The 23,480-nt window shown below is 72.8% G+C and carries 21 protein-coding genes and 1 pseudogene; 14 read left to right on the top strand and 8 right to left on the bottom strand.

What is annotated here, in order from left to right; translation table 11 throughout:
- The first annotated feature begins 12 nt into the window (after positions 1-12).
- The 6 genes from tsaB to ACQP2P_RS42620 are packed head-to-tail and all read left to right on the top strand — an operon-like array spanning position 13 to position 5,893.
- Entirely contained in the window at positions 13-663 is a 651-nt protein-coding gene (gene tsaB / locus ACQP2P_RS42645; RefSeq protein ID WP_433610912.1) for a tRNA (adenosine(37)-N6)-threonylcarbamoyltransferase complex dimerization subunit type 1 TsaB, read from the top strand.
- A gap of 11 nt (positions 664-674) precedes the next feature.
- On the top strand, positions 675-1,124 hold the full coding sequence (rimI, locus tag ACQP2P_RS42640) for a ribosomal protein S18-alanine N-acetyltransferase (RefSeq protein ID WP_433610910.1): 450 nt from the start codon (positions 675-677) through the stop codon (positions 1,122-1,124).
- The gene (gene tsaD, locus ACQP2P_RS42635) at positions 1,117-2,157 is read left to right on the top strand and encodes a tRNA (adenosine(37)-N6)-threonylcarbamoyltransferase complex transferase subunit TsaD (RefSeq protein WP_433610908.1); all 1,041 of its coding nucleotides are present in this window, start codon (positions 1,117-1,119) and stop codon (positions 2,155-2,157) included. The genes rimI and tsaD overlap by 8 nt, the downstream gene beginning before the upstream one ends.
- A 25-nt stretch (positions 2,158-2,182) precedes the next feature.
- On the top strand, positions 2,183-2,440 hold the full coding sequence (locus ACQP2P_RS42630) for a hypothetical protein (protein ID WP_433610905.1): 258 nt from the start codon (positions 2,183-2,185) through the stop codon (positions 2,438-2,440).
- A gap of 46 nt (positions 2,441-2,486) precedes the next feature.
- Positions 2,487-4,160, top strand: a complete 1,674-nt coding sequence (locus ACQP2P_RS42625) for an ABC transporter transmembrane domain-containing protein (RefSeq protein WP_433610903.1) — start codon at positions 2,487-2,489, stop codon at positions 4,158-4,160.
- Positions 4,161-4,162: 2 nt separating this feature from the next.
- A complete protein-coding gene (locus tag ACQP2P_RS42620) occupies positions 4,163-5,893 on the top strand; it encodes an ABC transporter ATP-binding protein (protein WP_433610901.1) in 1,731 nt (576 codons plus the stop codon).
- On the opposite strand, the gene ACQP2P_RS42615 is transcribed toward ACQP2P_RS42620, so the two are convergent.
- Both ACQP2P_RS42615 and ybaK read right to left on the bottom strand, forming a co-directional pair.
- On the bottom strand, positions 5,848-6,165 hold the full coding sequence (locus ACQP2P_RS42615; protein ID WP_433610899.1) for a DUF1707 SHOCT-like domain-containing protein: 318 nt from the start codon (positions 6,163-6,165) through the stop codon (positions 5,848-5,850). The two genes, ACQP2P_RS42620 and ACQP2P_RS42615, sit on opposite strands and share 46 nt — an antisense overlap.
- Before the next feature lie 4 nt (positions 6,166-6,169).
- A complete protein-coding gene (gene ybaK / locus ACQP2P_RS42610; RefSeq protein ID WP_433610897.1) occupies positions 6,170-6,649 on the bottom strand; it encodes a Cys-tRNA(Pro) deacylase in 480 nt (159 codons plus the stop codon).
- A gap of 17 nt (positions 6,650-6,666) precedes the next feature.
- Here ybaK and ACQP2P_RS42605 point away from each other — a divergent pair, with 17 nt between their 5' ends.
- A complete protein-coding gene (locus ACQP2P_RS42605; protein ID WP_433610895.1) occupies positions 6,667-7,413 on the top strand; it encodes a hypothetical protein in 747 nt (248 codons plus the stop codon).
- On the opposite strand, the gene ACQP2P_RS42600 is transcribed toward ACQP2P_RS42605, so the two are convergent.
- Complete coding sequence (locus ACQP2P_RS42600) at positions 7,373-8,578, bottom strand: class I SAM-dependent methyltransferase (RefSeq protein ID WP_433610893.1); 1,206 nt, start codon at positions 8,576-8,578, stop codon at positions 7,373-7,375. The genes ACQP2P_RS42605 and ACQP2P_RS42600 overlap by 41 nt on opposite strands.
- Before the next feature lie 190 nt (positions 8,579-8,768).
- Between ACQP2P_RS42600 and groES the strand changes: the two genes are divergently transcribed.
- The 3 genes from groES to ACQP2P_RS42585 all read left to right on the top strand — a co-directional run bounded on the left by groES (position 8,769) and on the right by ACQP2P_RS42585 (position 12,477).
- Positions 8,769-9,083: a co-chaperone GroES gene (gene groES / locus ACQP2P_RS42595; RefSeq protein WP_223099008.1), complete on the top strand. Its 315-nt coding sequence runs from the start codon at positions 8,769-8,771 to the stop codon at positions 9,081-9,083.
- 95 nt (positions 9,084-9,178) lie between these two features.
- The gene (gene groL / locus ACQP2P_RS42590) at positions 9,179-10,822 is read left to right on the top strand and encodes a chaperonin GroEL (RefSeq protein ID WP_433610890.1); all 1,644 of its coding nucleotides are present in this window, start codon (positions 9,179-9,181) and stop codon (positions 10,820-10,822) included.
- A 146-nt stretch (positions 10,823-10,968) separates the two neighbouring features.
- Complete coding sequence (locus tag ACQP2P_RS42585; protein ID WP_433610888.1) at positions 10,969-12,477, top strand: molybdopterin-dependent oxidoreductase; 1,509 nt, start codon at positions 10,969-10,971, stop codon at positions 12,475-12,477.
- Positions 12,478-12,609: 132 nt separating this feature from the next.
- Here ACQP2P_RS42585 and ACQP2P_RS42580 read toward each other — a convergent pair.
- Positions 12,610-12,984: pseudogene (locus ACQP2P_RS42580) on the bottom strand (WhiB family transcriptional regulator); the annotation flags it as partial.
- A 180-nt stretch (positions 12,985-13,164) separates the two neighbouring features.
- Here ACQP2P_RS42580 and ACQP2P_RS42575 point away from each other — a divergent pair.
- Positions 13,165-13,923 (top strand): helix-turn-helix transcriptional regulator, encoded by a 759-nt coding sequence (locus ACQP2P_RS42575; RefSeq protein ID WP_433080722.1) that lies wholly within the window; start codon positions 13,165-13,167, stop codon positions 13,921-13,923.
- Positions 13,924-13,992: 69 nt separating this feature from the next.
- Here the strand turns inward: ACQP2P_RS42575 and ACQP2P_RS42570 are convergent, their stop codons facing one another.
- A complete protein-coding gene (locus ACQP2P_RS42570) occupies positions 13,993-14,385 on the bottom strand; it encodes a DUF5319 domain-containing protein (RefSeq protein WP_350611924.1) in 393 nt (130 codons plus the stop codon).
- Positions 14,386-14,507: 122 nt separating this feature from the next.
- On the opposite strand from ACQP2P_RS42570, the gene guaB reads away from it, so the two are divergent.
- Positions 14,508-16,007 carry an IMP dehydrogenase gene (gene guaB / locus ACQP2P_RS42565; protein WP_433610885.1) on the top strand — a complete coding sequence of 500 codons (1,500 nt, stop codon included), beginning with the start codon at positions 14,508-14,510 and terminating at the stop codon, positions 16,005-16,007.
- Positions 16,008-16,045: 38 nt separating this feature from the next.
- Positions 16,046-17,164 (top strand): GuaB3 family IMP dehydrogenase-related protein, encoded by a 1,119-nt coding sequence (locus ACQP2P_RS42560; protein WP_433610883.1) that lies wholly within the window; start codon positions 16,046-16,048, stop codon positions 17,162-17,164.
- 156 nt (positions 17,165-17,320) lie between these two features.
- On the opposite strand, the gene ACQP2P_RS42555 is transcribed toward ACQP2P_RS42560, so the two are convergent.
- Entirely contained in the window at positions 17,321-17,740 is a 420-nt protein-coding gene (locus ACQP2P_RS42555; RefSeq protein ID WP_425556692.1) for a roadblock/LC7 domain-containing protein, read from the bottom strand.
- Positions 17,737-20,553: a nitrate- and nitrite sensing domain-containing protein gene (locus ACQP2P_RS42550; protein WP_433610881.1), complete on the bottom strand. Its 2,817-nt coding sequence runs from the start codon at positions 20,551-20,553 to the stop codon at positions 17,737-17,739. Before ACQP2P_RS42550 ends, ACQP2P_RS42555 begins: the two co-directional genes overlap by 4 nt.
- A gap of 318 nt (positions 20,554-20,871) precedes the next feature.
- On the opposite strand from ACQP2P_RS42550, the gene ACQP2P_RS42545 reads away from it, so the two are divergent.
- Complete coding sequence (locus ACQP2P_RS42545; RefSeq protein ID WP_433610879.1) at positions 20,872-22,131, top strand: ABC transporter substrate-binding protein; 1,260 nt, start codon at positions 20,872-20,874, stop codon at positions 22,129-22,131.
- Positions 22,132-22,156: 25 nt separating this feature from the next.
- Here the strand turns inward: ACQP2P_RS42545 and ACQP2P_RS42540 are convergent, their stop codons facing one another.
- A complete protein-coding gene (locus tag ACQP2P_RS42540) occupies positions 22,157-23,407 on the bottom strand; it encodes a hypothetical protein (protein ID WP_433610877.1) in 1,251 nt (416 codons plus the stop codon).
- Positions 23,408-23,480 lie beyond the last annotated feature (73 nt).

Genomic DNA, 23,480 nt, shown 5'->3' with positions numbered 1-23,480 from the left:
TAGAGTTGGGCCGTGCTGGTGATGGTGGTGGACACAGCGACGGCGGCGGTGACCGCGGCGCTGGCGCGGATCGACGACGAGGTCACCGTGCTCGCGGAGCGGGTGACGGTCGACGCGCGCGGCGCCGGGGAGCTGCTGGCCCCCCAGATCGCCGCCGTGCTGGCCGAGGGCGGGGTTGCCGCCGGTGACCTGGCCGGCGTGGTCGCGGGCGTGGGACCGGGCCCGTTCACCGGCCTGCGCGCCGGGCTCGTGACGGCCGCGGCGCTGGGGCACGCCCTGGCGATCCCGGTCTACGGCGTCTGCACGCTCGACGCGATCGGGCTGGGGCTGCCGGGTCGGGCGCTGGTCGCGACCGACGCCCGGCGCAAGGAGGTCTACTGGGCCACCTACGTCGACGGCCAGCGGCTCGCGGGGCCCGACGTGGCCAAGCCGGCGGCGGTCGCGCTCGACGGGATCGGGCTCGCGGCGGGCGACGGCGCGGTGAAGTACGCCGACGTGCTGAAGCTCCCCGTCGACGGGCCGCGCTATCCGCCGGCGCTCGCCCTGGCCGAGCTCGCCGCCGACCGGGTGCGGAGCAAGGCGCCCGCCGAGACGCTCACGCCGCTCTACCTGCGCCGGCCCGACGCCGTGCTGCCCGGTGAGCGGAAACCGGCACTGCAGTGACGGGCGCGGTCGTGCACGACGTCGAGCTCGCCGAGCTGCGCTGGTTCCACATCGCCGACCTGCTGCCGATCGAGGACGAGCTCTTCGGCGAGGAGCGGTGGTCGGCGGGCATGTTCTGGAACGAGCTGGCGATGGGCCACCACTACCTCGTGGCCCTCGACGGCGAGCGCGTCGTGGGCTACGCCGGACTGGCGCTCGCCGCGCCCGACGAGGCCTGGGTGCAGAACATCGGCGTGCGCAAGGACGCGCAGCGGCGCGGGATCGGCCGGCGCCTCCTGGAGGCGCTGCTCGCCGAGGCGCGGCGGCGCGGGGCCGAGCAGGTGCTGCTGGAGGTGGCCGTGGACAACGGCCCCGCGCAGCGGCTGTACGCGGAGTACGGGTTCGAGGCCGTCGGCATCCGCCGCGGCTACTACCAGCCCAGCAACACGGATGCACTGGTGATGAAGCGTGAACATGTCTGAACCGCTCGTTCTGGGGATCGAGACGTCGTGCGACGAGACCGGCGTCGGGATCGTGCGCGGGCACACGCTGCTCGCGGACGAGATCGCGTCCAGCGTCGACGAGCACGCGCGCTTCGGCGGCGTGGTGCCGGAGGTCGCCAGCCGGGCCCATTTCGAGGCCATGGTCCCGACCATGCAGCGGGCGCTGGACAAGGCCGGCGTGACGCTGTCCGATGTGGACGCGATCGCGGTCACCGCCGGGCCCGGGCTCGCCGGCGCGCTGCTCGTCGGGGTCGCGGCGGCCAAGGCCTACGCGCTCGCCGCCGGCAAGCCGATCTACGGCGTCAACCACCTCGCCGCGCACGTCGCCGTCGACACGCTCGAGCACGGGGCGCTGCCCGAGCCCGCGGTCGCCCTGCTCGTCTCCGGCGGGCACTCCTCGCTGCTGCGGGTGGATGATCTCGCCGGGGGCGTGGTCCCGCTCGGCGCGACCATCGACGACGCGGCCGGCGAGGCCTTCGACAAGGTCGCGCGCCTGCTCGGGCTGCCGTTCCCGGGCGGCCCGCCGATCGACAAGGCGGCCCGCGACGGCCAGGTCGTGATCCCCTTCCCGCGCGGGCTCACCGGCCCCCGGGACCTCGCCGAGCACCGCTTCGACTTCTCGTTCTCGGGCCTGAAGACGGCGGTGGCGCGCTGGGTCGAGGCCCGCGAGCGCGCCGGCGAGCCGGTGCCGGTCTCCGACGTGGCCGCGAGCTTCCAGGAGGCGGTCTGTGACGTGCTCACCGCGAAGGCGATCGACGCCTGCCGCGAGCACGGGATCGAGACCCTGGTCATCGGCGGCGGCGTCGCGGCCAACTCGCGCATCCGGTCGATGGCGCAGGAGCGCGCCGCGAAGCACGGCATCACGGTGCGCGTGCCGCGGCCGAAGCTCTGCACCGACAACGGCGCGATGGTCGCCGCGCTCGGCTCGCACCTGGTCGCGGCCGGGGCCGCGCCCGGCGAGCTCGGCCTGCCCTCGGATTCGGCCATGCCGATCACCCTCGTGACCGCCTGACGCCGTGGGGGTAGAGTCCAGCGCCGTGATCGTGCGCATGTGGGAGGTCAGGGCGCACCCGGAGGGGTTCGGGGAGCTGTTGTCCTGGGTCTGCGAGGCGATGCTGCCCAAGGTCGAGGTGCACCCGATGCATCTGAGCAGCGAGGTGTACGCATCGACGGACCAGCGCCTCGTCGTCGTGTCGAAGTGGCGGGGCAGCACGCCCGAGTCGTTCGCCGAGCCGCCGTCGCACCTGGTCGCCCGCAAGCCGCAGTTCTGGGACTTCACCGAGGTCGACCGGTAGAAAATGTAAGGCGCTGCGAGTGCCCGCGCGGTTACCGTCGGGAGCTGTGCGGAGACTGCCTCAAGCCGAGCCCGCAGAGCCCGACAGTCGTTCGGCGGGCCGCTACCTGCTCTGGATCGTGCGCGGGCAACTGTCCCTGATCGTCGGGGGCGTGTGCTTCGGCGTGCTGTGGATGGTCAGCCAGGCGCTCGTGCCCGCCGTGATCGGGTCCGGCGTCGACGCGCTCGCGCGGGGCGACCGGCACGGGCTGCTCCTGGCCGGCGCGGCCGTGCTCGGCCTCGGCGCCGCCACCGCGATCACCGGGATCCTGCGCCACCGGTTCGCGGTGTCCAACTTCCTCAGCGCCGGGTTCCGGACCGTCCAGGTGACCGCGCGTCACGCCACGCGACTCGGGGCGGCGCTGCAGAAACGGGTCGCGACCGGCGAGGTCGTGAGCATCGGCACGACGGACTTCGACCACATCGGCTACTCCGTCGACGTCTCCGCCCGCGCCGGCGGCTCCGTGGTCGCGATCGTCGTCGTGACCGCGCTGCTGCTGCGGGTGTCGGTGCCGCTCGGCCTCGTCGTGGTGCTCGGGGTGCCGCTGCTGGTCGCCGTGGTCGGGCTGCTGCTGCGGCCGCTGCACCGCCGGCGCCGTCACCAGCGCCAGCTCGCCGGCGAGCTGACCGGCCGCGCCGCGGACATCGTGGCCGGCCTGCGCGTCCTGCGCGGCGTCGGCGGCGAGGCGGAGTTCTCCCGGCGCTACCGCACGCAGTCGCAGCGCGTCCGCTTCGCCGGCGTGCGCGTGGCCAGGGTCGAGTCGACGCTGGAGGCCGCCCAGATCCTGCTCCCCGGCTGCTTCATCGCCCTGGTGACGTGGCTGGGCGCGCGGTTCGCGGTGGCGGGCCGGATCAGCCCGGGGGAGCTGGTCGCCTTCTACGCCTACGCGGCGTTCCTGATCGGGCCGCTGCGCACGCTGACCGAGTTCGCCGAGAAGCTGACCCGCGGCCTGGTCGCCGCGGGCCGGGTCGTCGCCGTGCTCCGCCTCGAGCCCGACTTTCAGGAGCATCCGGATTCGGTACCGGCAACAGAAGGCGACCTCGACGACCCCGACTCCGGGCTGTGCGTGCGCGAGGGGCGGCTCACGGCGGTCGCGGCCGTGCGCCCCGAGGACGCGATCGCGATCGCGGAGCGGCTCGCCCTGCTGGATCCGGCGTCCCGGGTGCGGCTGCGCGGAGTACCGCTGCGGGACATGGCGCTCGCCGACGTCCGGCGCCACGTGCTGCTCAGCGACAACGACGCGACGCTGTTCCGCGGCCCGCTGCGCGACGAGGTCGGCGACGGGGCCACGCTCGCCGACGCCGCGGCGCTGGACATCGTCGAGGCGCTGCCCGGCGGGCTCGACGCCGAGATCGCCGAGCGCGGGCGCGACTTCTCCGGCGGGCAGCAGCAGCGGCTGCGGCTGGCCCGGGCGCTCGCGGCCGACCCGCCGGTGCTCGTGCTCGTCGAGCCCACGAGCGCCGTCGACGCGCACACGGAGGCGCGCATCGCCGAGCGGCTGCCCGCCGCGCGGGCCGGGCGCACGACCGTGGTGTGCACGACCAGCCCGCTGCTGCTCGACCGGGCCGACACCGTCGCGTTCGTGGGCGCCGACGGGCGCGTCGCCGCGACCGGGGCGCATCGGGAACTGCTCGACCGCTGCCCGCAGTACGCCATGACCGTCACGCGCGGGGAGGACTGACGGTGCTGCCGATCGCATCCGGCGGGGAGGTGCGCGCCTACCTGCGCACGCTGTTCACCGACTACCCCTGGCGGCTCGCCGGGGTCCTCGCGCTGCATCTCGCCGGGGCCGCCGCCGGCCTCGCCGCGCCCCCGCTGCTCGGCACGCTCGTCGAGCGGGTCGCGGCCGGGACGACCGCGTGGACCGTCGATCGCATCGCGCTCGCCATCGCCGGGTTCGTCGTCGCGCAGGCGGTGCTCGTGCGCTGCGCCCGCGTCGCCGCCGCCCAGCTCGCCGAGCGCGTGCTCGCCCGGCTGCGCGAGGAGTTCGTCGACGGGGTGCTGGCGGTGCCGCTGTCCACCGTGGAGCGGGCCGGCACCGGCGACCTGCTCAGCCGCGCCTCCCGGGACGTCTCGCAGACCTCCGACTCGGTGCGCTCGGCGCTGCCCACGATCGTCGTCGGCGGCCTGCAGATGCTGCTGACCCTGGTCGCCGTCGCGCTGGTCGGGCCGATCCTGCTGCTGCCCGGGCTGCTGGCCCTGCCGCTGCTGTACCTCCCGTCGCGCTGGTACTTCCGCCGCGCCAACGCCGGCTACCTGCGCGAGACCGCGGCCCTGGCCCGCGTGGCCGACGGCCTCGCCGAGACCGTCGAGGGCGCCCGGACCGTCGAGACCCTCGGGCTGCGGCAGCGGCGCCTCGAACGGACCCACGAGCAGCTCGAGGGCGCGTACGCCGCGGCGATGTACACCCTGCGCCTGCGCACGGTCTGGTTCCCGCTCTCCGAGTTCGGCTACGCGCTGCCCGCCGCCGTCACCCTGGTCGCGGGCGGCTGGTTCGTGCTCGAGGGCTGGGCGAGCGTCGGCCAGGTCACCGCCGCGGTCCTGTACTTCGTGTCGATCATCGACCCGCTCGACCGCATCCTCAGCTACATCGACCAGCTGCAGCTCGGCCTCGCCTCCTTCGCGCGCCTCATCGGCGTGCGCGCCGCGGCCGAGCCGCCGATCCCCGCCGGCGGCCCCCAGCCGGTCGACGAGGTGCTGGTGGCCAAGGACGTCCGCTACTCCTACGTGGACGGTCGCGACGTCCTGCACGGCATCGACCTCGCCGTGCGGCCCGGGGAGCGGCTCGCCATGGTCGGCCCCAGCGGCGCCGGCAAGTCCACGCTGGGGCGGCTGCTCGCGGGGATTCACGCGCCGCGGTCGGGGGTGATCGAGCTCGGGACGGTACCGCTGCGAAATCTGTCCCTCGACGAGCTGCGCGGCCACGTCGCGCTCGTGACCCAGGAGCACCACGTGTTCATGGGCAGCCTGCGCGACAACCTGACCCTGGCCCGCGCGGGCGCGACCGACGCCGAGGTGTGCGCGGCCCTGGCCACCGTCGACGCGCTGGACTGGGCGCTCGCGCTGCCACAGGGCCTGGACACCACGTCGCTGTCGCTGTCGCCGGCCCAGGCGCAGCAGCTCGCGCTCGCCCGGCTCGTGCTCGCCGACCCGCACACGCTGGTCCTCGACGAGGCGACGTCGCTCATCGACCCGCGCGCCGCCCGGCACCTGGAGCGGTCGCTGGCCGGGGCGCTGGAGGGCCGGACCGTGATCGCGATCGCGCACCGGCTCTTCTCCGCGCACGACGCCGACCGGGTCGCGGTGGTCGAGGACGGCCGGATCACCGAACTGGGCAGCCACGACGAGCTGGTCGCGGCCGGGGGCGCCTACGCCGCGCTCTGGCGCTCGTGGCACGGCTCCCGCGCTACTTGAGCAGCGCGTAGACGACCGCGAAGACCGCCACCACGGCGATGGCCAGGGCAAAGATCACCAACAGGTGGCGGCCGGGGGCTCGGCGGAGGGCACCGGGCGAGCGCGGGGAGATCCACGACCGCGGCGCGCAGGTCGTCGAGGGTCTTCGCGGCGTACACGGTCCCGACCCGGTCGGAGAACTCGTCCAGCGACAGCCGGCCCTCCTCGGTGTGCCGTTGCAGGACCCCGATCACCCGCTGCCGGTCCTCGTCCGAAGCCCGCACGAGCGCCATGGTGTCAGTGCGACGCGATCGGCGCCAGGGTCGCGCCGGTGACCTGCACGAGGTCGGCCGGGGCGAGCTCGATCTGCAGGCCGCGGCGGCCGCCGGAGACGTACATCGTGGGGAACCCCTCGGCCGAGGCGTCGATGACGATCGGCAGCCGCGAGCGCTGCCCGACCGGGGAGATCCCGCCGGTGACGTAGCCGGTCGCGCGCTCGGCCGCGGCGGGCTCGGCCATCGCGGCGCGCTTGCCGCCGACCGCGGCCGCGAGCGCCTTGAGGTCCAGCGAGGCCGACACCGGCACCACGCCGACGGTCAGCTGCCCGTCGACGGTCGTCACCAGCGTCTTGAACAGCCGCGCCGGGTCGACGCCGAGGGCCGCGGCGGCCGCCTCGCCGTAGGAGGAGGCGCGCGCGTCGACCTCGTAGGTGTGCGGGGTGAACGCGATCTTCGAACGCGTCAGCAGCGCGGTCGCCGGGGTGCCTTTGCTCGCCACTGGCCCACAATAGCGACATGCAGATCGGCTCGGTCCAGTTGTACCTCGGCCACGGCCACCTGTTCCTGGGCGCGACGAGCGGCGTCGACCTGTCGGTGTTCGACGGCGACGGCGCGGTGACCGCGACCGAGCACCACGTCCGCATCGCCGCGCGCCCGCAGGTCGGCCTGGTGCGGGTGCGGCTCTGGCAGGGAGCCGGTCCCCGGGTCGGCAAGCTGGTCTTCGACGGGCTGCTGAAGCTGCCGGACGCCAAGTTCTGTGTCGAGGAGGGCGGGGGGCTTTCGCGGTACGTCACCAAGGTCAACAGTCACAGCCCGCGCGTGCTCGTCGCGGTCGACGACCCCGGCCACGCCTCGCGGGTCGAGGTCGTGCTGGACCCCGAGTTCGTGCCCCGCAGCGCGCAGGTGTGGACCGCGGGCGAGCCGCCGTTCCCGAAGCTGACCGTGTCCCCGACCGCGCCCCGGCACCGGGCCGACGCGTTCGCCGACGCCCTGGCCGGGCACGATTTCGCGCGGCGGCGCCTGGCCGCGGCCCTGCTGGTGGTGGCCGAGGAGCGCCGGCAGCGCAACTCCGAGCAGAGCGTGGCCTTCTACGTCAACGACATCGTGGAGTGGCTGCGCTGGCTCAACGACCGCCTCACCTACGAGATGTGCCGCGACACCGGGCGGCACCTGCTCAGCCAGCTCGGCCTGCGCCCGCCCGAGGCGCTGGCCGACGACACGCTCAGCGACCTGCAGCGGCGCCTCGGGCATCCGCTGGTCTGAGGAGGATGGCCGCGGGCTGGTGGTTGATGCGGGTGAGCGCCAGGACGGCGCTTTCCGTCCCCTGGAGTCTGAGCTGCCGGCGCAGGTCCTCCACGTCGTGCGCCGAGCCGCGCTTGAGGATCTGCAGGGCGCCGATGTTCCTGTCCCGCAGCGCCGCGCGCAGCTTCTTGAGCGCGATCGGCAGGGTCTCGGTCACCGCATAGCACTTGGCGAATGCTGTGGGGATGGGGGAGGTAGTGGTGATGTAGGCGATGGACTCGTCCAGCAGGGTGCCGTCCAGCGTCTCGGCCAGCTCCGCGATCAGGTGCGAGCGCACCACGGCGCCGTCGGGGTCGTAGAGGTACGAGCCGATGGGCCCGACCGGGGCCTTGCGGTCCCCGGTGCCCGTGATGTGCGCGACTTGCCCGTCCCGCAGGAGTGTCGCCCGCCGGGGGACCTCGGCCAGCGGTCCGCACCAGGCCGCCGCCTCGACCACGTCCCCGTCGACCGACACCCACTCACCCTCCGCGCCCTCCGGCAGCAGCGCGTGATCGATCCCCGGCGCGAGCTTGAGCACCGTGTGCGGGACCCGGGCCGGCAGCGCGGTGACGAAGTCCCACGGCGGCGAGTACGCCCGCGGGTCGAACACCCGCCGCCCGCCCGACGTGCGCCGGGCCGGGTCGCAGAACACCGCCTCGATCGCGGCCAGCGGCGTCTCGGTCGCGTCGCGCGCCTCGACGAGGACCCGGTCGGCGAGGCCGAGCGCCCGGACGTTGGCGCGGGCGACCTCGGCCGTGGCGGGGTCGGCTTCCACGGCCAGCACGCGCATCCCGGCCCGCGCGAACGCGATCGTGTCCGCGCCGATCCCGCAGCCCAGGTCGGCCACCCGGGTCACGCCGGCCGCGGCGAGCCGTTCGGCCCTTCTCCGCGCGACCGTGGCCCGGGTCGCCTGCTCCAGTCCGGCGCGGGTGAAGAACATGACGGCGGCATCGGTACCGAACTTCGCCGCCGCCCTGCGCCGCAGCGCGACCTGGGTCAGCGCCGCCGCGGCGAGCTCGGGCGGCAGACCCCGCGCGCGCAGGGCGGAGGCCGCGGCCAGCGGATCGCCGTCGTGCAGCTGCGACGCGGCCGCCAGCGCGTCCCGCCCGGCCGCCGTGAACAGGGGCTGCACATCCTCGGGGCGCACGTGATCCTTCAAAGTCCGGGGTGATTTCGTGGCGTGTTTGGCACTCTAGTTGACGGAGTGCTAGCGACCGGCATAACCTCCGAGTTAGCACTCTCCTATGGAGGGTGCCAGACATACCCGGCCGGGGCCGGCACCCGCGACGACGGCTTCACCGGGCACTCGATTAGCAAGCTCGATACCCCAGGAGGGTATGCCCGTGACTACCGCGACGCAGGTTGCGATCAAGCCGCTCGAGGACCGCATCCTGGTCCAGGCCAACGAGGCTGAGACGACGACCGCCTCGGGCATCGTCATTCCGGACACCGCGAAGGAGAAGCCCCAGGAGGGCACCGTCATCGCGGTGGGCCCGGGTCGCATCGACGACAAGGGCAACCGGGTGCCGATCGACGTCAAGGTCGGCGACACCGTCATCTACTCGAAGTACGGCGGCACCGAGGTCAAGTACGCCGGCTCGGAGTACCTCGTGCTCTCGGCCCGCGACGTCCTCGCCGTCATCGAGAAGTGACCGTTTTTCACTAGAAGCAGTGGCCACCGCCCCGGACCCGTGCGAACAGGCGCGGGGCAGCCGGGGCGGTGTCGCTTTGAAGGGAATCCACACGCATGGCGAAGATCCTGAGCTTCTCCGACGAGGCGCGCCACCTTCTGGAGCACGGCGTCAACCACCTGGCCGACACGGTCAAGGTCACGCTCGGCCCCCGCGGGCGCAACGTCGTCCTGGACAAGAAGTTCGGCGCCCCGACCATCACCAACGACGGCGTGACGATCGCCAAGGAGATCGAGCTCGCCAACCCCTACGAGAACCTCGGTGCGCAGCTGGTCAAAGAGGTTGCCACCAAGACCAACGACGTCGCGGGTGACGGCACCACCACCGCGACCGTCCTGGCCCAGGCGCTCGTCCGCGAGGGCCTGCGCAACGTGGCCGCCGGCGCCAACCCGGCCGGCGTGAAGCGCGGCATCGACCAGGCCGCCGCCACGATCGTCCAGACCCTCAAGGACAAGGCCACCCCGGTCGAGAGCCACACCGAGATCGCGCAGGTCGCCACCATCTCCGCCCAGGACGCCACCATCGGCGACCTGATCGCCTCGGCCATGGAGCGCGTCGGCCGCGACGGGGTCATCACGGTGGAGGAGGGCTCGATGCTGACCACCGAGCTCGAGGTCACCGAGGGCATGCAGTTCGACAAGGGCTTCGTCTCCCCGCACTTCGTCACCGACGGCGAGGCGCAGGAGGCGGTCCTCGAGGACGCCTACGTCCTCATCACCACGCAGAAGATCTCCGCCATCGAGGAGCTCCTGCCGCTGCTGGAGAAGATCGTCCAGACCAGCAAGCCGCTGCTGATCATCGCCGAGGACGTCGAGGGCCAGGCCCTGTCGACCCTCGTGGTGAACGCCATCCGCAAGACCTTCAAGGTCGTCGCGGTCAAGGCCCCCGGCTTCGGCGAGCGCCGCAAGGCCATGCTGCAGGACATCGCGATCCTGACCGGCGCCGAGCTCGTCGCGCCCGAGCTGGGCTACAAGCTCGAGAACACGGGTCTCGAGCAGCTCGGCACCGCCCGCCGCGTGGTGGTCACCAAGGACCAGACCACGATCGTGGACGGCGGCGGAGACAAGTCCGAGGTCGCCGCCCGCGTCGAGCAGCTCCGCAAGGAGGTCGAGGCCTCCGACAGCGACTGGGACAAGGAGAAGCTGAACGAGCGCATCGCCAAGCTCTCCGGCGGCGTCGCGGTCATCAAGGCCGGCGCCGCGACCGAGATCGAGATGAAGGAGCGCAAGCACCGCATCGAGGACGCCATCTCGGCGACCAAGGCCGCGGTGCAGGAGGGCATCGTCCCCGGCGGCGGCGCGGCCCTCGCCCAGGTCGCCTCGGTCCTCGACGGCGACCTCGGCCTGACCGGCGACGAGAAGGTCGGCGTCGCGATCGTCCGCAAGGCTCTCGTGGAGCCGCTGCGGTGGATCGCCCAGAACGCGGGCTTCGACGGCTACGTCGTGGTCGGCAAGGTCCAGGCCCTCGACTTCGGCCAGGGCCTCGACGCGGCCACGGGCGAGTACGTCGACCTGGTCAAGTCCGGCATCGTCGACCCGGTGAAGGTGACCCACAGCGCGGTGGCCAACGCCGCGTCGATCGCGGGTCTGCTGCTCACCACCGAGAGCCTGATCGTGGAGAAGCCGGAGGCGGCCGAGCCGGCTGCCGCTGGCCACGGCCACGGGCACGGTCACGGGCACTCGCACGGGCCGGGCTTCTGACCGGTTCCCGCACCGCACGTTCGACGAGCCCCGGGTTTCGGCCCGGGGCTCGTCGCTGTCCGGGCCTCGGCACGGCCGGCTCAGGGAAAGATTAGGGACCCATTACGCGGCTGGTGGTGTGCGGATGATCGCCGCATGCTGTAACCGTGCACACTCGAAAGTTCGGTGCGCTCGCCGGCCTCGCCGCCGCGGGCACCGCGCTCGGCGTGGCCGAAGTGGTCGCGATCTTCACCGGCGCGCCCACGTCGCCGTTGGTCAGCGTCGGCGGCGTGGTCGTCGACAGCGTTCCGGCCAAGGTCAAGGATCTGGCCGTCGAGGTGTTCTACACCTACGACAAGCTTGCGCTGAGCATCGGTACGCTGGTCATCCTCGCGGCCTTCGCGGCCGGCATCGGGGTGCTCGCGATCCGGCGGCGCTTGTGGGGGTACGCCGGAATCGCCCTTTTCGGCGGCATCGGGATCGCCGCCGCGCTCAGCCGCCACAACGCGCCCTGGTATGCGTTCCTCCCCACGCTGCTGGGCGCGGCCGCCGGCGCCGGGGTCCTGCACTGGCTGCTCACCCACGAGGCCGGCGACAACGCCACGGCCGAGGAGCGCCGGTGGTTCCTGCGCGCGAGCGGGTACACCCTGCTGGGCGCCGCCCTCGTGGGCTTCGCCGGGCGCTGGTGGTCCACCCGGCGCAACGTCGAGGAGGACCGGGCGTCGATCGAGCTGCCCACTGTCGCGCCGAACAGCGTGGCGCCGCTGCCGCCCCAGGCGGACGCGGCCCTGCCCGATCTCGCCCCCTTCGTGACCCCGAACAAGGATTTCTACCAGATCGACACCGCGCTGGTCGTCCCGCAGCTCACCACGCGGGACTGGAAGCTGCGCATCCACGGCCGGGTCGGCAAGGAGCTCACGATCAGCTGGGACGAGCTGCTCAAACGGCCGATGATCGAGCGGTACGTCACCCTGGCCTGCGTCTCCAACGAGGTCGGCGGCGGCCTCATCGGCAACGCGAAGTGGCAGGGCGTGCGCATCGCCGACCTGCTGGCCGAGGCGCGGCCCCAGCCCGGCGCCGACCAGGTCGTGAGCCGCTCGATCGACGGGTTCACCGCGGGCACGCCGACGGCGGTGCTCCAGGACGGCCGCGACGCCATGCTCGCCATCGCCATGAATGGCGAGCCGCTGCCCGTCGAGCACGGCTTTCCGGTTCGGATGGTGGTGCCAGGGTTGTACGGATATGTGTCGGCCACCAAATGGCTGGTCGAGCTCGAGTTGACCTCGTTCGCCGATTTCGACGCCTATTGGATCAAGCGCGGATGGGCCGCCAAGGGGCCGATCAAGACCGAGTCAAGAATCGACACGCCGCGGGACGGGAGCAATCCCAGGGCGGGCGAGATCATGATTGCCGGCGTGGCCTGGGCGCAGCACCGTGGCATTTCCAAGGTCGAAGTCCGGGTGGACGACGGGGCCTGGCAGGTCGCGAGCCTGCTGCCCGTACCGTCGATCGACACCTGGCGGCAATGGACCCTCAAGTGGCAGGCCACGCCGGGGCGGCACCGCATCACCGTGCGCGCCACCGACAACGGCGGCGAGACGCAGACAGACGCCGTGGCGCCGCCGGATCCCGACGGCGCCACGGGGTGGCACTCGATCGATATTGAGGTGAAGTAGTGCCTAGCGGGCCGCGGTGCGGGACCGGGCGTTGCCGGCCGACACCTGCGGGCGCCGCTGCGACGGCACCCCGGGGGCCGGGTGCGTCGGGCCCGGGCGGGCCGGCACCGCGCGCAGCGGCTGCTGGGCGCCCTGGTTCGGCGACGGCGTCGGCGCGGTCGGGCGCAGGCCCAGCTTCGCCTCCAGGCGCCCGACGTCGACCCGGGTGTGGCGCCGGTCCGCGGCGTCCTCCCAGCCCAGCGCCAGCAGCCGCAGCCGCTCGCTCTCGGTGAAGCCGCCCCACACGCCGTAGGGCTCCCGCGTGGTGAGCGCCTGCGCGGCGCACTCCGCACGGACCGGGCACGCCCGGCACACGTTCTTGGCGGCGGACTCCCGACGACCGCGCGAAGCGCCGCGCTCGCCGTCGGGGTGGAAGAACTGCGCGCTGTCCCGTCCGCGGCACAGCCCGAGCCGCTGCCAGTCCCAAATGTCCGCGATCGGACCGGGCAGGCGAGTCACATTCGTCATTCGCTCCTCCTTCCAGGCGTGCGGCCTGGAATTCGCGCGTTGCCCATTCCGGGTACAACGCGCGAGACCGCCACAGGTAACGGCATGTCGTCGGTCAATTTCTCGTAGGCCAATCGCGGTGAAACCACGTCTAGATCTCGCCTTTTCGTGTTTCTCTCTTTGAGAGAGAGGAGCACGACGGTGCGTACGATTTTGGTGTGTGTGCGAACACAGGTCGCGGCACAGACGGTTGCGGCGGCCGCGGCCAGGCTGGGAGTGGCACACGCGGTGCGGACCGCCGTCACGATGGTCGAGGCCCTGGCGCGTCTTTCCGAGCAGCCGGCCGACCTGGTGCTGGCGGACCCGACGCTGGCTCGTCCCGACAGTGCGGAGTTCTCCCGCCGCGTGCTGGCCGTGGCGCCGGGCGCGACGGTCGTCTTCTTCGGCACGGAGGAGCCCCGGGCCGCCGCCGCGGCGATCGCGGCCGGTGCGCGGGCGGTCATCCGGGTCGACACGGCTGACCCGGTCACGACGCTCGCGAAGGCGGTGCTGCTGGTGCTGAGCCAGGTGGGCCGCAGCAACGGCGAGCCGGTGCTCCAGGCGCGCATGGGCGCGCCGAGCCAGGCGGCCGGGGGAATGCTGCAGGCCGGGCGCGGACTGCCCGGGACGGCGCGGACCGCGGTCGGGATGCCCGGGGCCCGGGTGACCGGGGCCGGCGTGCCGCAGCAGCGCGGCGACGTGCCGGGCGAGCCTCCGCGCCGGCGGGTGGAGCTCACCGAGCGGGAGCTGCAGGTGCTGCGCGGGATGGCGGACGGCAAGAGCAACGCCGAGATCGGGCGCGAGCTGTTCGTCTCCGAGGACACGGTCAAGACGCACGCTCGCCGGCTGTTCCGGAAGCTTGGCGCACGCGACCGGGCACACGCCGTAGCGGCGGCGTTCCGCGCCGGGCTCGTGAGTTAGCGGCGCTGCAGGCCATCCGGGGCATGCCGCTGCGGTACCCGCCGCGCGGCAAACCTAAACGAGGGCCTGCTAGCCGTCGCCGTCGTCGGTCGCACTCGCCAGTGCGTCGTGAACACCGTCAGCGTAACCCCGCGCGTACTCCCATGTGACGTAATGGTCGGGATCGGGGTCGAAGGCGGGCTCGTGCACGCGCGGTCGGCCGGACGTGAGCAGGTGTTTCAGGTTCCCCCGCAGCAAATCCCAGTCGAAATAGTGCGGCTCGTGGCAATCCTCACACTCGATGACGAGCCCACGGACGCCGATCGCCGTGAGCAGCGCCTGGTAGATCTCGAGGTCCGCGAGGTCCTCGAGAACGTCCTGGCGCTCGGCGGCGGTCAACGGGTCTTCGTTCCCGCTGTCGTCGAGCTCGGCCGAAGGATCGGCCGGGTCGCCGGCGAAGGGGTCGATGGGCTCTTCGTGCACGCCTCAACGGTATCCCCATTCGGCCCTGGTGTGGGGCCGGGCACGGCTCTGCCATGGCGGACGGGTGCGCCGCCGGGGCGGAAGTACGATGAGACGCACCCGCCGGACGACCGAGAGCTGGGATGCGCTTCATGGATTTCTCCCGACCTGACGTGCTGCCTTTGGGCCTGACCTTCGACGACGTGCTGCTGCTGCCGGGCGAATCGGACGTCGTGCCCAGCGCCGTGGACACCTCGAGCCGGATCACCCGGAACATCACCCTTCGGATACCGCTGGTGTCCTCCGCGATGGACACGGTCACCGAGGCCCGGATGGCGATCGCCATGGCGCGGCAGGGCGGCATCGGCACCCTGCACCGCAACCTCTCGATCGAGGACCAGGCCCAGCAGGTCGACCTGGTCAAGCGCTCCGAGGCCGGCATGGTGACCAACCCGGTGACCTGTTCGCCCGAGGCGACGCTGCGGGAGGTCGACGCGCTCTGCGGGCGGTACCGCATCTCCGGCGTGCCGGTCACCGACGCCGACGGCCAGCTCGTGGGCATCGTGACCAACCGCGACATGCGCTTCGTCTCCGACCCCGAGACCCGGGTGCGGGACATCATGACCGTCACCCCGCTCATCACGGCGCAGGTCGGGGTCAGCAAGGACGAGGCCCTCGCGCTGCTGCGCAAGCACAAGGTCGAGAAGCTGCCGATCGTCGACGGCTCCGGCAAGCTGCGCGGCCTGATCACCGTGAAGGACTTCTCCAAGAGCGAGAAGTTCCCGCACGCGACCAAGGACGACGCCGGTCGCCTGCGGGTCGCCGCCGCGGTCGGGGTCGGCGAGGACAGCTACAAGCGGGCCCGCACCCTGATCGACGCCGGCCTCGACATCGTGATGGTCGACACCGCGCACGGGCACAATCGAATGGTTGTGGAGATGGTGCAGCGGCTGAAGAAGGACACCGCGGTCGACGTCGTCGGCGGCAACGTGGCGACCTACGAGGGCGCCCGGGCGCTGGCCGAGGCCGGCGCCGACGCGGTCAAGATCGGCGTCGGGCCCGGCTCGATCTGCACCACGCGCGTCATCGCCGGCGTCGGTGTGCCGCAGATCACGGCGATCATGGAGGCGTCCCGGGCCTGTCGTCCACTGGGCGTGCCGGTCATCGCCGACGGCGGCATGCAGTACTCCGGCGACATCGCCAAGGGCATCGCGGCCGGCGCCGACACCGTGATGCTGGGCAGCCTGCTGGCCGGCTGCGAGGAGAGCCCGGGCGACCTGATCTTCATCAACGGCAAGCAGTTCAAGACGTACCGCGGCATGGGCTCCCTCGGCGCGATGCAGTCCCGCGGCCAGGCGCGCTCCTACTCCAAGGACCGCTACTTCCAGGACGACGTGAGCTCGGACGACAAGCTGGTGCCGGAGGGCATCGAGGGCCAGGTCGCCTACCGCGGCCCCCTCTCCGCCGTCGCCCAGCAGCTCATCGGCGGCCTGCGCTCCGGCATGGGCTACGTCGGCGCGGCCACGGTGGCCGACATGCACGAGCGCGCCCGGCTCATCCGGATCACCGCGGCGGGCCTCAAGGAGAGCCACCCGCACGACATCCAGATGACCGTCGAGGCCCCGAACTACCACTCGCGCTGACGCGGTGGACGAACACCCCTATTCCAACAGGAGCTGACATGCGTGACGTGGTCGAGATCGGGCTCAGCAAGAGTGCCCGGCGTGGCTACCACCTGGACGACATCGCGATCGTCCCGACGCGCCGCACCCGCGACGTCGACGACGTTTCCACGAACTGGCAGCTCGACGCGTACCCGTTCAAGATCCCCTGCGTCGCTCACCCGTCCGACGCCACGATGAGCCCGGCCACCGCGGTCGCGCTCGGCAAGCTCGGCGGCCTGGGCGTGCTCAACGTCGAGGGGCTCTGGACGCGGTACGCCGACCCGACCAAGATCCTCGAGGAGCTGGCCGGTCTCGACGACGAGGCCCCCGCCACGCAGCGCCTCCAGGAGGTCTACGCGGAGCCGATCAAGCCCGAGCTGATCGGCGAGCGGGTCAAGGAGATGCGCGACGGCGGCATCACGGTCGCCGTGCGCGTCTCGCCGCAGCACACCCTGGCGCTCGCCCCGGTGATCCTCGACGCCGGCGTGGACATCCTGGTCATCCAGGGCACGCTGGTCTCGGCCGAGCACGTCTCGACCACCGACGAGCCGCTGAACCTCAAGGAGTTCATCGCCGACCTCGACCTGCCGGTCATCGTCGGCGGATGCACCAACTACCAGACCGCGCTGCACCTGATGCGCACCGGCGCCGCGGGCGTCATCGTGGGCATCGGCGCCGACGAGTGGTCGACGACCGACCGCGTGCTCGGCATCCGGGTGCCGATGGCGACCGCGATCGCCGACGCCGCGGACGCGCGCCGCGACTACCTGGACGAGACCGGCGGGCGCTACGTGCACATCATCGCCGACGGCAACATCCAGACCTCGGGCGACATCGCCAAGGCGCTGGGCTGCGGCGCCGACGCCGTGATGGTCGGCGAGCCGCTCTCGCGCAGCGACTCGGCCCCGGGCGGCGGCGCCTGGTGGCACTCGGCGGCGAGCCACCCGAAGCTGCCCCGCGGCTCCTTCGGCTCGGCCGAGCCGAAGCTGGGCACGCTGGAGAAGGTGCTCTACGGCCCGTCCGAGGACCCCGACGGCGCGCTCAACCTGTTCGGCGCGCTCAAGCGGGCGATGGCGAAGTGCGGCTACCGCGACCTCAAGGAATTCCAGAAGGTCGGGCTCATCCTCGATAAGTAACAGCAGCGAGCTACCGCGACGTCCGTCGTGGTCCGGACCGTAACTCCCGTGGCCTCACCGTCCGCGGTGGGCGCGGCGGCGGGACCATCGCGCTCGTCAAACCAGCCACACGACCTCGGGTGCCGGGCGCAGAGCCCGGCACCCGAGGTCGTCTCGTCAGCGGGGCAGCGCCTGTTGCAGCTCCGCGCGCAGCGCCGGGGTCAGCATCTCGCCCGCCTGCTTGGCCAGGCGAGCCATCTCGTAGCCGACCACGCCGATGTCGGCCTCGCGGCCGGCCAGCGTGGCCAGGATCGAGCCGTCGCGGATCGACATGACCAGGAAGAACCCCTGGCCCATCTCCACCACGGTCTGCTTGACCTCGTCGCCGTCGAAGATCCGCGCGGCGCCGCTGGTGACGCTCACCAGGCCCGACGTGACCGCGGCGAGCTGGTCGGCGCTGTCACGGGGCAGATGGTCCGAGACGGCCACGAGCAGGCCGTCGGAGGACACCACCACAGCATGGGCGATGCCGGGGACCCGCTCGGTGAACGCGTTGATCAGCCAGCTCAGGTCCCGTGCTTGTTGGCTCAGGGTCACGCCGTGCTCCCTCGATGTTCGTTGATCGGCACCGTGGGCACCTCGTCCTCGTTCGCGGCCCGATGCACGCCACTGTAGAACCGGGTCAGCATGCTGCCGACGCTGGCCGGGTCCGGCTCGGTGTGCACCACCGTGACCTGCTGCGTCTCCTCCGGCGCGGGCGCGGGCACGCTCGGATCGCCCGGCAGCTGCGCCTGCGGCACGCGGATCGGCAGCCCGGCACTGCTCGTGCCGGCGGTCAACGGCTGCCGCTGGGCCGGGACGACGGGCGCCGGGGCCGGGGCGTCGCCGCCCCCACCGCGCGACCACCAGCGGGTGCCCTTCGCGGCCGTCGCGGGCGCACCGTTGGGCCGCGACGCACCGGCGATGACGTCCTCGGCGCGGACCGGGCCGCGCTTGACGCCGTTGACGCTCTTCGGCGGCGCCGAGCCGGGCGCGGCCGTGACCGGCGCCGCGGACACAGGGACCGCCGAGACGGGGGCGGCCGACACCGGAGCGGCCGAGACAGGTGCGGCTGAGACAGGTGCGGCTGAGACGGGTGCGGGCGAGACGGGTGCGGCTGAGACGGGCGCGGCTGAGACGGGTGCGGCCGAGACCGGCGCCGCGGACACCGGCGCGGCGGACACCGGGACCGTCGAGACCGGGACCGCCGAGACCGGCACGGCGTCGGGCGCTTCCGGCAGCCGGGGCGCCGCCACTGCCGGTACGTCCGAATCCGCCTCGTCATCCGCGGGCTCCTCGGCCGGCCTCGCCGGGCGGGACGGCAGCGCCGGCAGGACCGCGGTCGGGTGCTCGCCGGACGGCTCGGTCGCGGCCGGGGCCTGCGAGGTGCCGCCGTCGACCGGGATCGGCAGGCGAGCCGCCCCCGCGAGCCGCGTGGCCGCGTTGTTGCCGTAGAGCCCGACCCCGTCGGGCGGGGCCGCGAGGAGGCGGGCGGGCAGGGTGACGTATGCCGTCACACCCTCCTCGCTCGCCGTGAGCCGCACCGACACCCCGTGCCGGTCGGCGAGGTGGCCGACGACGACCAGGCCCATCCGCTCGGAGGCGGCCACGTCGATCGCGATCGGGCTGGACACGCGCTCGTTGGCCTCGATGAGGCCGGACTCGGTCATGCCGATGCCCTTGTCCTCGATGACGATCGTCGCCTCGCGGGCCTGCTGGGCCGGCCAGCCGGTCACCGTCACCACGGTGTCCGGCGGCGAGAACGTGGTCGCGTTCTCCAGCAGCTCCGCGAAGAGGTGCACGATGTCGGAGACCGCGTGGCCGACGACGAAGACGTCGTTGGACACGTCCTGGCGGATGCGGGCGTACTGCTCGATCTCCGCCATGGCCGCGAGCATGACCGCGGACAGCGACACGGGCTGGGCCCACCGCCGGGTCGCCTCGCTGCCCGCGAGGACCAGCAGGTTCTCGTCGTTGCGGCGCATGCGGGTGGCCAGGTGGTCGAGGCGGAACAGGTTGGCCAGCTGGTCCGGGTCGGTCTCGGCCGACTCGAGCTGGTCCAGCAGCTGCAGCTGGCGCTCGACCAGCGTCTGCGACCGGCGGGCCAGGTTGACGAACATCGAGTTGACGTTGCGCCGCATGACCGCCTGCTCGACGGCCAGGCTGACGGCGCTGCGGTGCACGGCGGTGAACGCGTCCGCCACCTCGCCGATCTCGTCGGACGAGCGCACGCGGGTCGTGGTGTCGACGGTGACCGTCTCGCCCCGTGGCAGCGTCCGCAGGCGCTGGATCGCCTCCGGCAGCCGGTGCTGGGCCACGTCGAGCGCCTGGGCCCGCAGCTGGCGCAGCGAGCGGGCCATCGACCGGCCGATGAGCCAGGACAGCAGCAGCGCCAGGAGCATGACCAGCACGATCGCCGAGGTGGCGACGATGGCGTTGGTCCGCTGGGTGCTACTGCGATCGGCGGCGCCCGTGATCGCGTCCTCGAGCATCGCCTTCTCGATGCTGCGGATGTAGCCCAGCTCCAGCGTGCTCGCCCGCCACCAGTCCTCGGCGGAGACGCCGACCGCGGCGCCCCGGGCCCGGGAGATGATGTCCTGCTGCAGCCGGGCGACGGTGGAGACCGCGTCCTGGCGCAGGTTGCTCACGTAGAGCGCGAGGTGGGCCGGGCTCGCCGACGCGCGGAACCGCTCGACCGCGGCGACCTGCCGCGCCTGGATCTCGGAGAAGGTCTCGAAGTCGTCCGGCGCGAACTTGCCGGCGCTGGCCGCGGCGAAGATCCGCCCGCGCAGCTGGTCCTTGAGCTCCTTGGCCTGGGCGAGGTCCATGAGCGAGGCGACCTCGGCCACCGACTGGGAGTCGCCGCCGATGTCGGGCCGGTCCGGCACCAGGTCGAAGAGGTGCTGGATGGTCACCGAGAACTGCTCGAACACCGCCTCCTCGCGCAGCCACCGGTGCGCGACGCCGTCGCGGACCAGGCCGAGGTCGGTGAAGTCGGTGGTCATCCGGTTCTGCACGCCGCTGAAGATCGGGTTCTTGAGCAGCGGGCGGGCCTGCTCGGAGAAGGCGCGCAGCGCGGAGTCGGTCGCCGCCTGGCTCTCGGCCAGGTCGTCGGCTGCCTGATTCGGACCGGACGGCTGGGGCCCGCTGGTCGACTTGGCGAGATATCCGACCGTTCGGTCCCTCTCCAGCTGCAACTGGTGGATGAGATCGGTCAGTTGGCGGCCGACCTTGACCCCTTGGGCGAACTGGTCCAGCTTCGTCGCGTCCTGCACGGAGACGTTGATCTGCACGCCGGCGATGACCAGGAACGCCACCGCGGGCAGCACGAGCACGGCCGCGAGCTTCGTGGGCACGCGCCAGTCGCGCACCCGGAACAGGGATGCGCTGCGCCGTTGCGGTTCCCCGGGCCGCCTACGGCGATGGCTGTTCACCTTCATCACGACGGCCGGAGCCCTCGTCGAAGGCGGCGAAGCGAAGGTCTGCACCCCTCCACACCTTTCGCATGCGTCATCGCGCTGCCGAGCAGCGTGCGGCACTTATCAAACCAGGGTTGCGACCAGTGTCCAACCACGTCATAGTGGCGCAGGTCACAATACTCGAAGCCGGACAGCGGGCTTGCTACGCATTGATCAGACGGGAAGGATACGGCCGTCCGACCAGCCACCCGCCACAAGGAGTCATACGCCGTGCTCACCCGGGGCCGACGGCCCGCAGTGACCGCCCTGGTGCTGGCGTCGGCGTTACTCATGTCGGCGTGCACGGGCGACGCGAAGCCGGCCGTGACCCCGCCGGCCAGCGTCGCGATCGGGCTCCTGGTGCCCACGAGCGGGCCCAACGCGCAGCTAGGCCAGCAGGCCACCCTCGGCGCCCGGCTCGCCATCGAGGTGGTCAACCGCGACGTCCCGAGCAAGCCGCTGCCCCTGCCCCTCGGCCCCGGCGTCGGCCTGCGCGGCGGCACCAAGCTCACGCTGCTGACCGGCGACACCGCCAGCGCGCCGGAGCGGATCGAGAAGGAGGCGACCAAGCTCGTCGACGACGGCGCGGTCGGCCTGATCCTCGCCGACACCATCGACGTCGCCCAGACGACCAGCCGCGTCGCGGACTTCCTCGGCGTCTCCCTGGTCGACAGCCTGACCACGTCGGACACCTTCAGCGAGTCCAACCGCGCCGGGCACTTCCGCATCCAGCCGACCGACCGGCACCTGGTCAACACCGCGCTGGACCTGCTCTACCGCTACAAGGGCACGAACGGCCAGGTCAAGCGCATCGTGACCGCGTCCGGCGCGCCCGGCGGCGAGCTCGGCAAGGAGGTCGCGAGCCTCAAGAACTCGATCGAGGACCTCAGCCAGTCCTCCGGCTACGAGGTCGCGGGCAAGGACCACGTGCTGCCCCTCACCGGCAGCGAGGCCGGCCAGCCGAACGGGCAGGTGCAGAAGGGCGACGCGGTGTTCGCCGTCGTCACCAGCCCCGCCGAGGCGAGCGCCGCCAACGACCTCGCGGTGAAGCTCAAGGGCATCGCCTCGGTGATCGCGCTCGGCCCGGGCGTCGCCGCGCTCGACGGGGTGAAGAACCCGACCGCGCTGCGGGCCTCGGGCTGGTCGAACGAGTTCGCCACGCGCAACCCGACCGCGCAGGTCATCGGCGCGATGTTCGAGCAGGCGTTCCACACCAAGCTGACCGAGGTCGCGGCGGACGCGTTCATGGCGACGCTCACCCTGGCGATGGCGATGGACCAGGCGGGCGACTACACGAAGCAGGCGGTGCGCAACTCGGTCCAGCAGCTCACGCTCCCCGCGACCCAGACGATCATGCCGTGGAACGGGGTCCGGTTCGACGGCACGGGCGTGAACCAGCTCGCGGCGGGGGTGGTGGAGCAGCGGACGCAGAACGGGTACATGGTGATCCAGCCCGCCGAGCTCTCGATCACGCAGGCGCCGAACCTGTAGCTCTCGCGCTTGTCCGCGCCCGGCGTCAGCCCAGGTGCGTGCGCAGGGCGCCCGGGTCGCTGCGTACCAGCTCGTTGAGGTCCAGCACCGCATCCGAGTCCGGCGTCACGAGCCGCCGCGGCAACAGCGGATGCTCCCGCCGCCACCCCTTGCGCAGCAGCGTGTACTCGACCACCACGGCCAGCAGCGCCGCCCCCATCCACGGCGGCGGTGGCTCCGAGTCCGCGGCCGCCGGCAGGCCCCGCCGCGCCCGCTCCACGTCCACCGGGCGGCGCAGCAGCGTCCCGGCCAGCTCGTCGCGCCCGTCCGGCGCGCGGCCCAGGACCTCGTTGACCGCCTCGACGTACTGCCGGGCCCGTCGCTCCACGTCCGGCAGGTAGGCCTCGACGGGCAGGTCGGCGAGCCGGACCCAGGGCTCGCCCGAGCCGGACGGCAGCACCTCGGCGGCCAGGCTGCGCAGCGCCGCCGGGCCGAGCTCGTCGAGGTGGGCCGCGTCGGGGTCCAGGCTCACCAGCGGGCCGTCGGCGGGGGCGCGCAGCTCCTCGGCGAGCCCGGGGTGGTGCCCGGCGAGCTCCTCGCGGTCGATGTCGGCGGTGGGCGCGCCCCAGCGTGAGAGCCGCAGCCGCCAGCCCGCGTGCAGGTCCTCCGCGCGGATCGGGCCGCTCGTCGGCAGGGAGCCGGTGTTGAAGGCCGACATGGTGCCCGAGGCCAGCGGGGCCGCGGCGAAGGCCGAGAACGCGGCGTGGATCGCGGCCGCCTTGAGCAGGGCGCGGGCCGCGTCCTCGACGGCGGAGAGGCCGCCGCCGGCCGCCGTGATCGCGGCCGCGTCGCGGACCTGCTCGGCCTCGGCCAGCAGCGGCTCGGTGGCGGCGAGCAGGCGGGCGTGGCGGGCGGCGGCCTTCTCCCCGGCCGGGGTGCGGTGGCGGGCGTCGAGCAGGCCCCGCACGAGGTCGGGGTGGCGCGAGGCGGGCAGGGCGAGCTCGTGGGTGAGCAGCACGCGCAGCTGGTCGGCGGAGAGTCCCCAGGCCAGGGGCAGGCCGATGACGAGCGCGCCGGCGCGGAACTCCACCGTCGGGGAGCCGCCGAGGTGCACCGACTGCGGAGCCCCCACGTCGGCGAACTTCAGCGCGTCGAGCACCACGGAGTGCAGCGCCGCGTGGTGGCCCGCATCGACGGCCGGCAGCGCGGGCGGCGACGCCCCGGCGCGGCCGGCCTCGTCGGTGCCCAGCAGCCGGCGACCACGCCAGACGGGCAGCCCGCCGGGAAGTCTCGCCATAGTTGACCAGTCTGCCGCACATGACCACCGAAACCGAAGGGGCTTCCGTCCAAGTTACTCACGAGTCACTATG

It is taken from the genome of Dactylosporangium sp. CA-139114 (assembly GCF_050955725.1).
In the GTDB taxonomy this organism is placed as follows: Bacteria; Actinomycetota; Actinomycetes; order Mycobacteriales; family Micromonosporaceae; genus Dactylosporangium.
The sequence above is the reverse complement of the archived record's forward strand: the minus strand, read 5'-3'. Positions and strand labels throughout refer to the sequence as shown.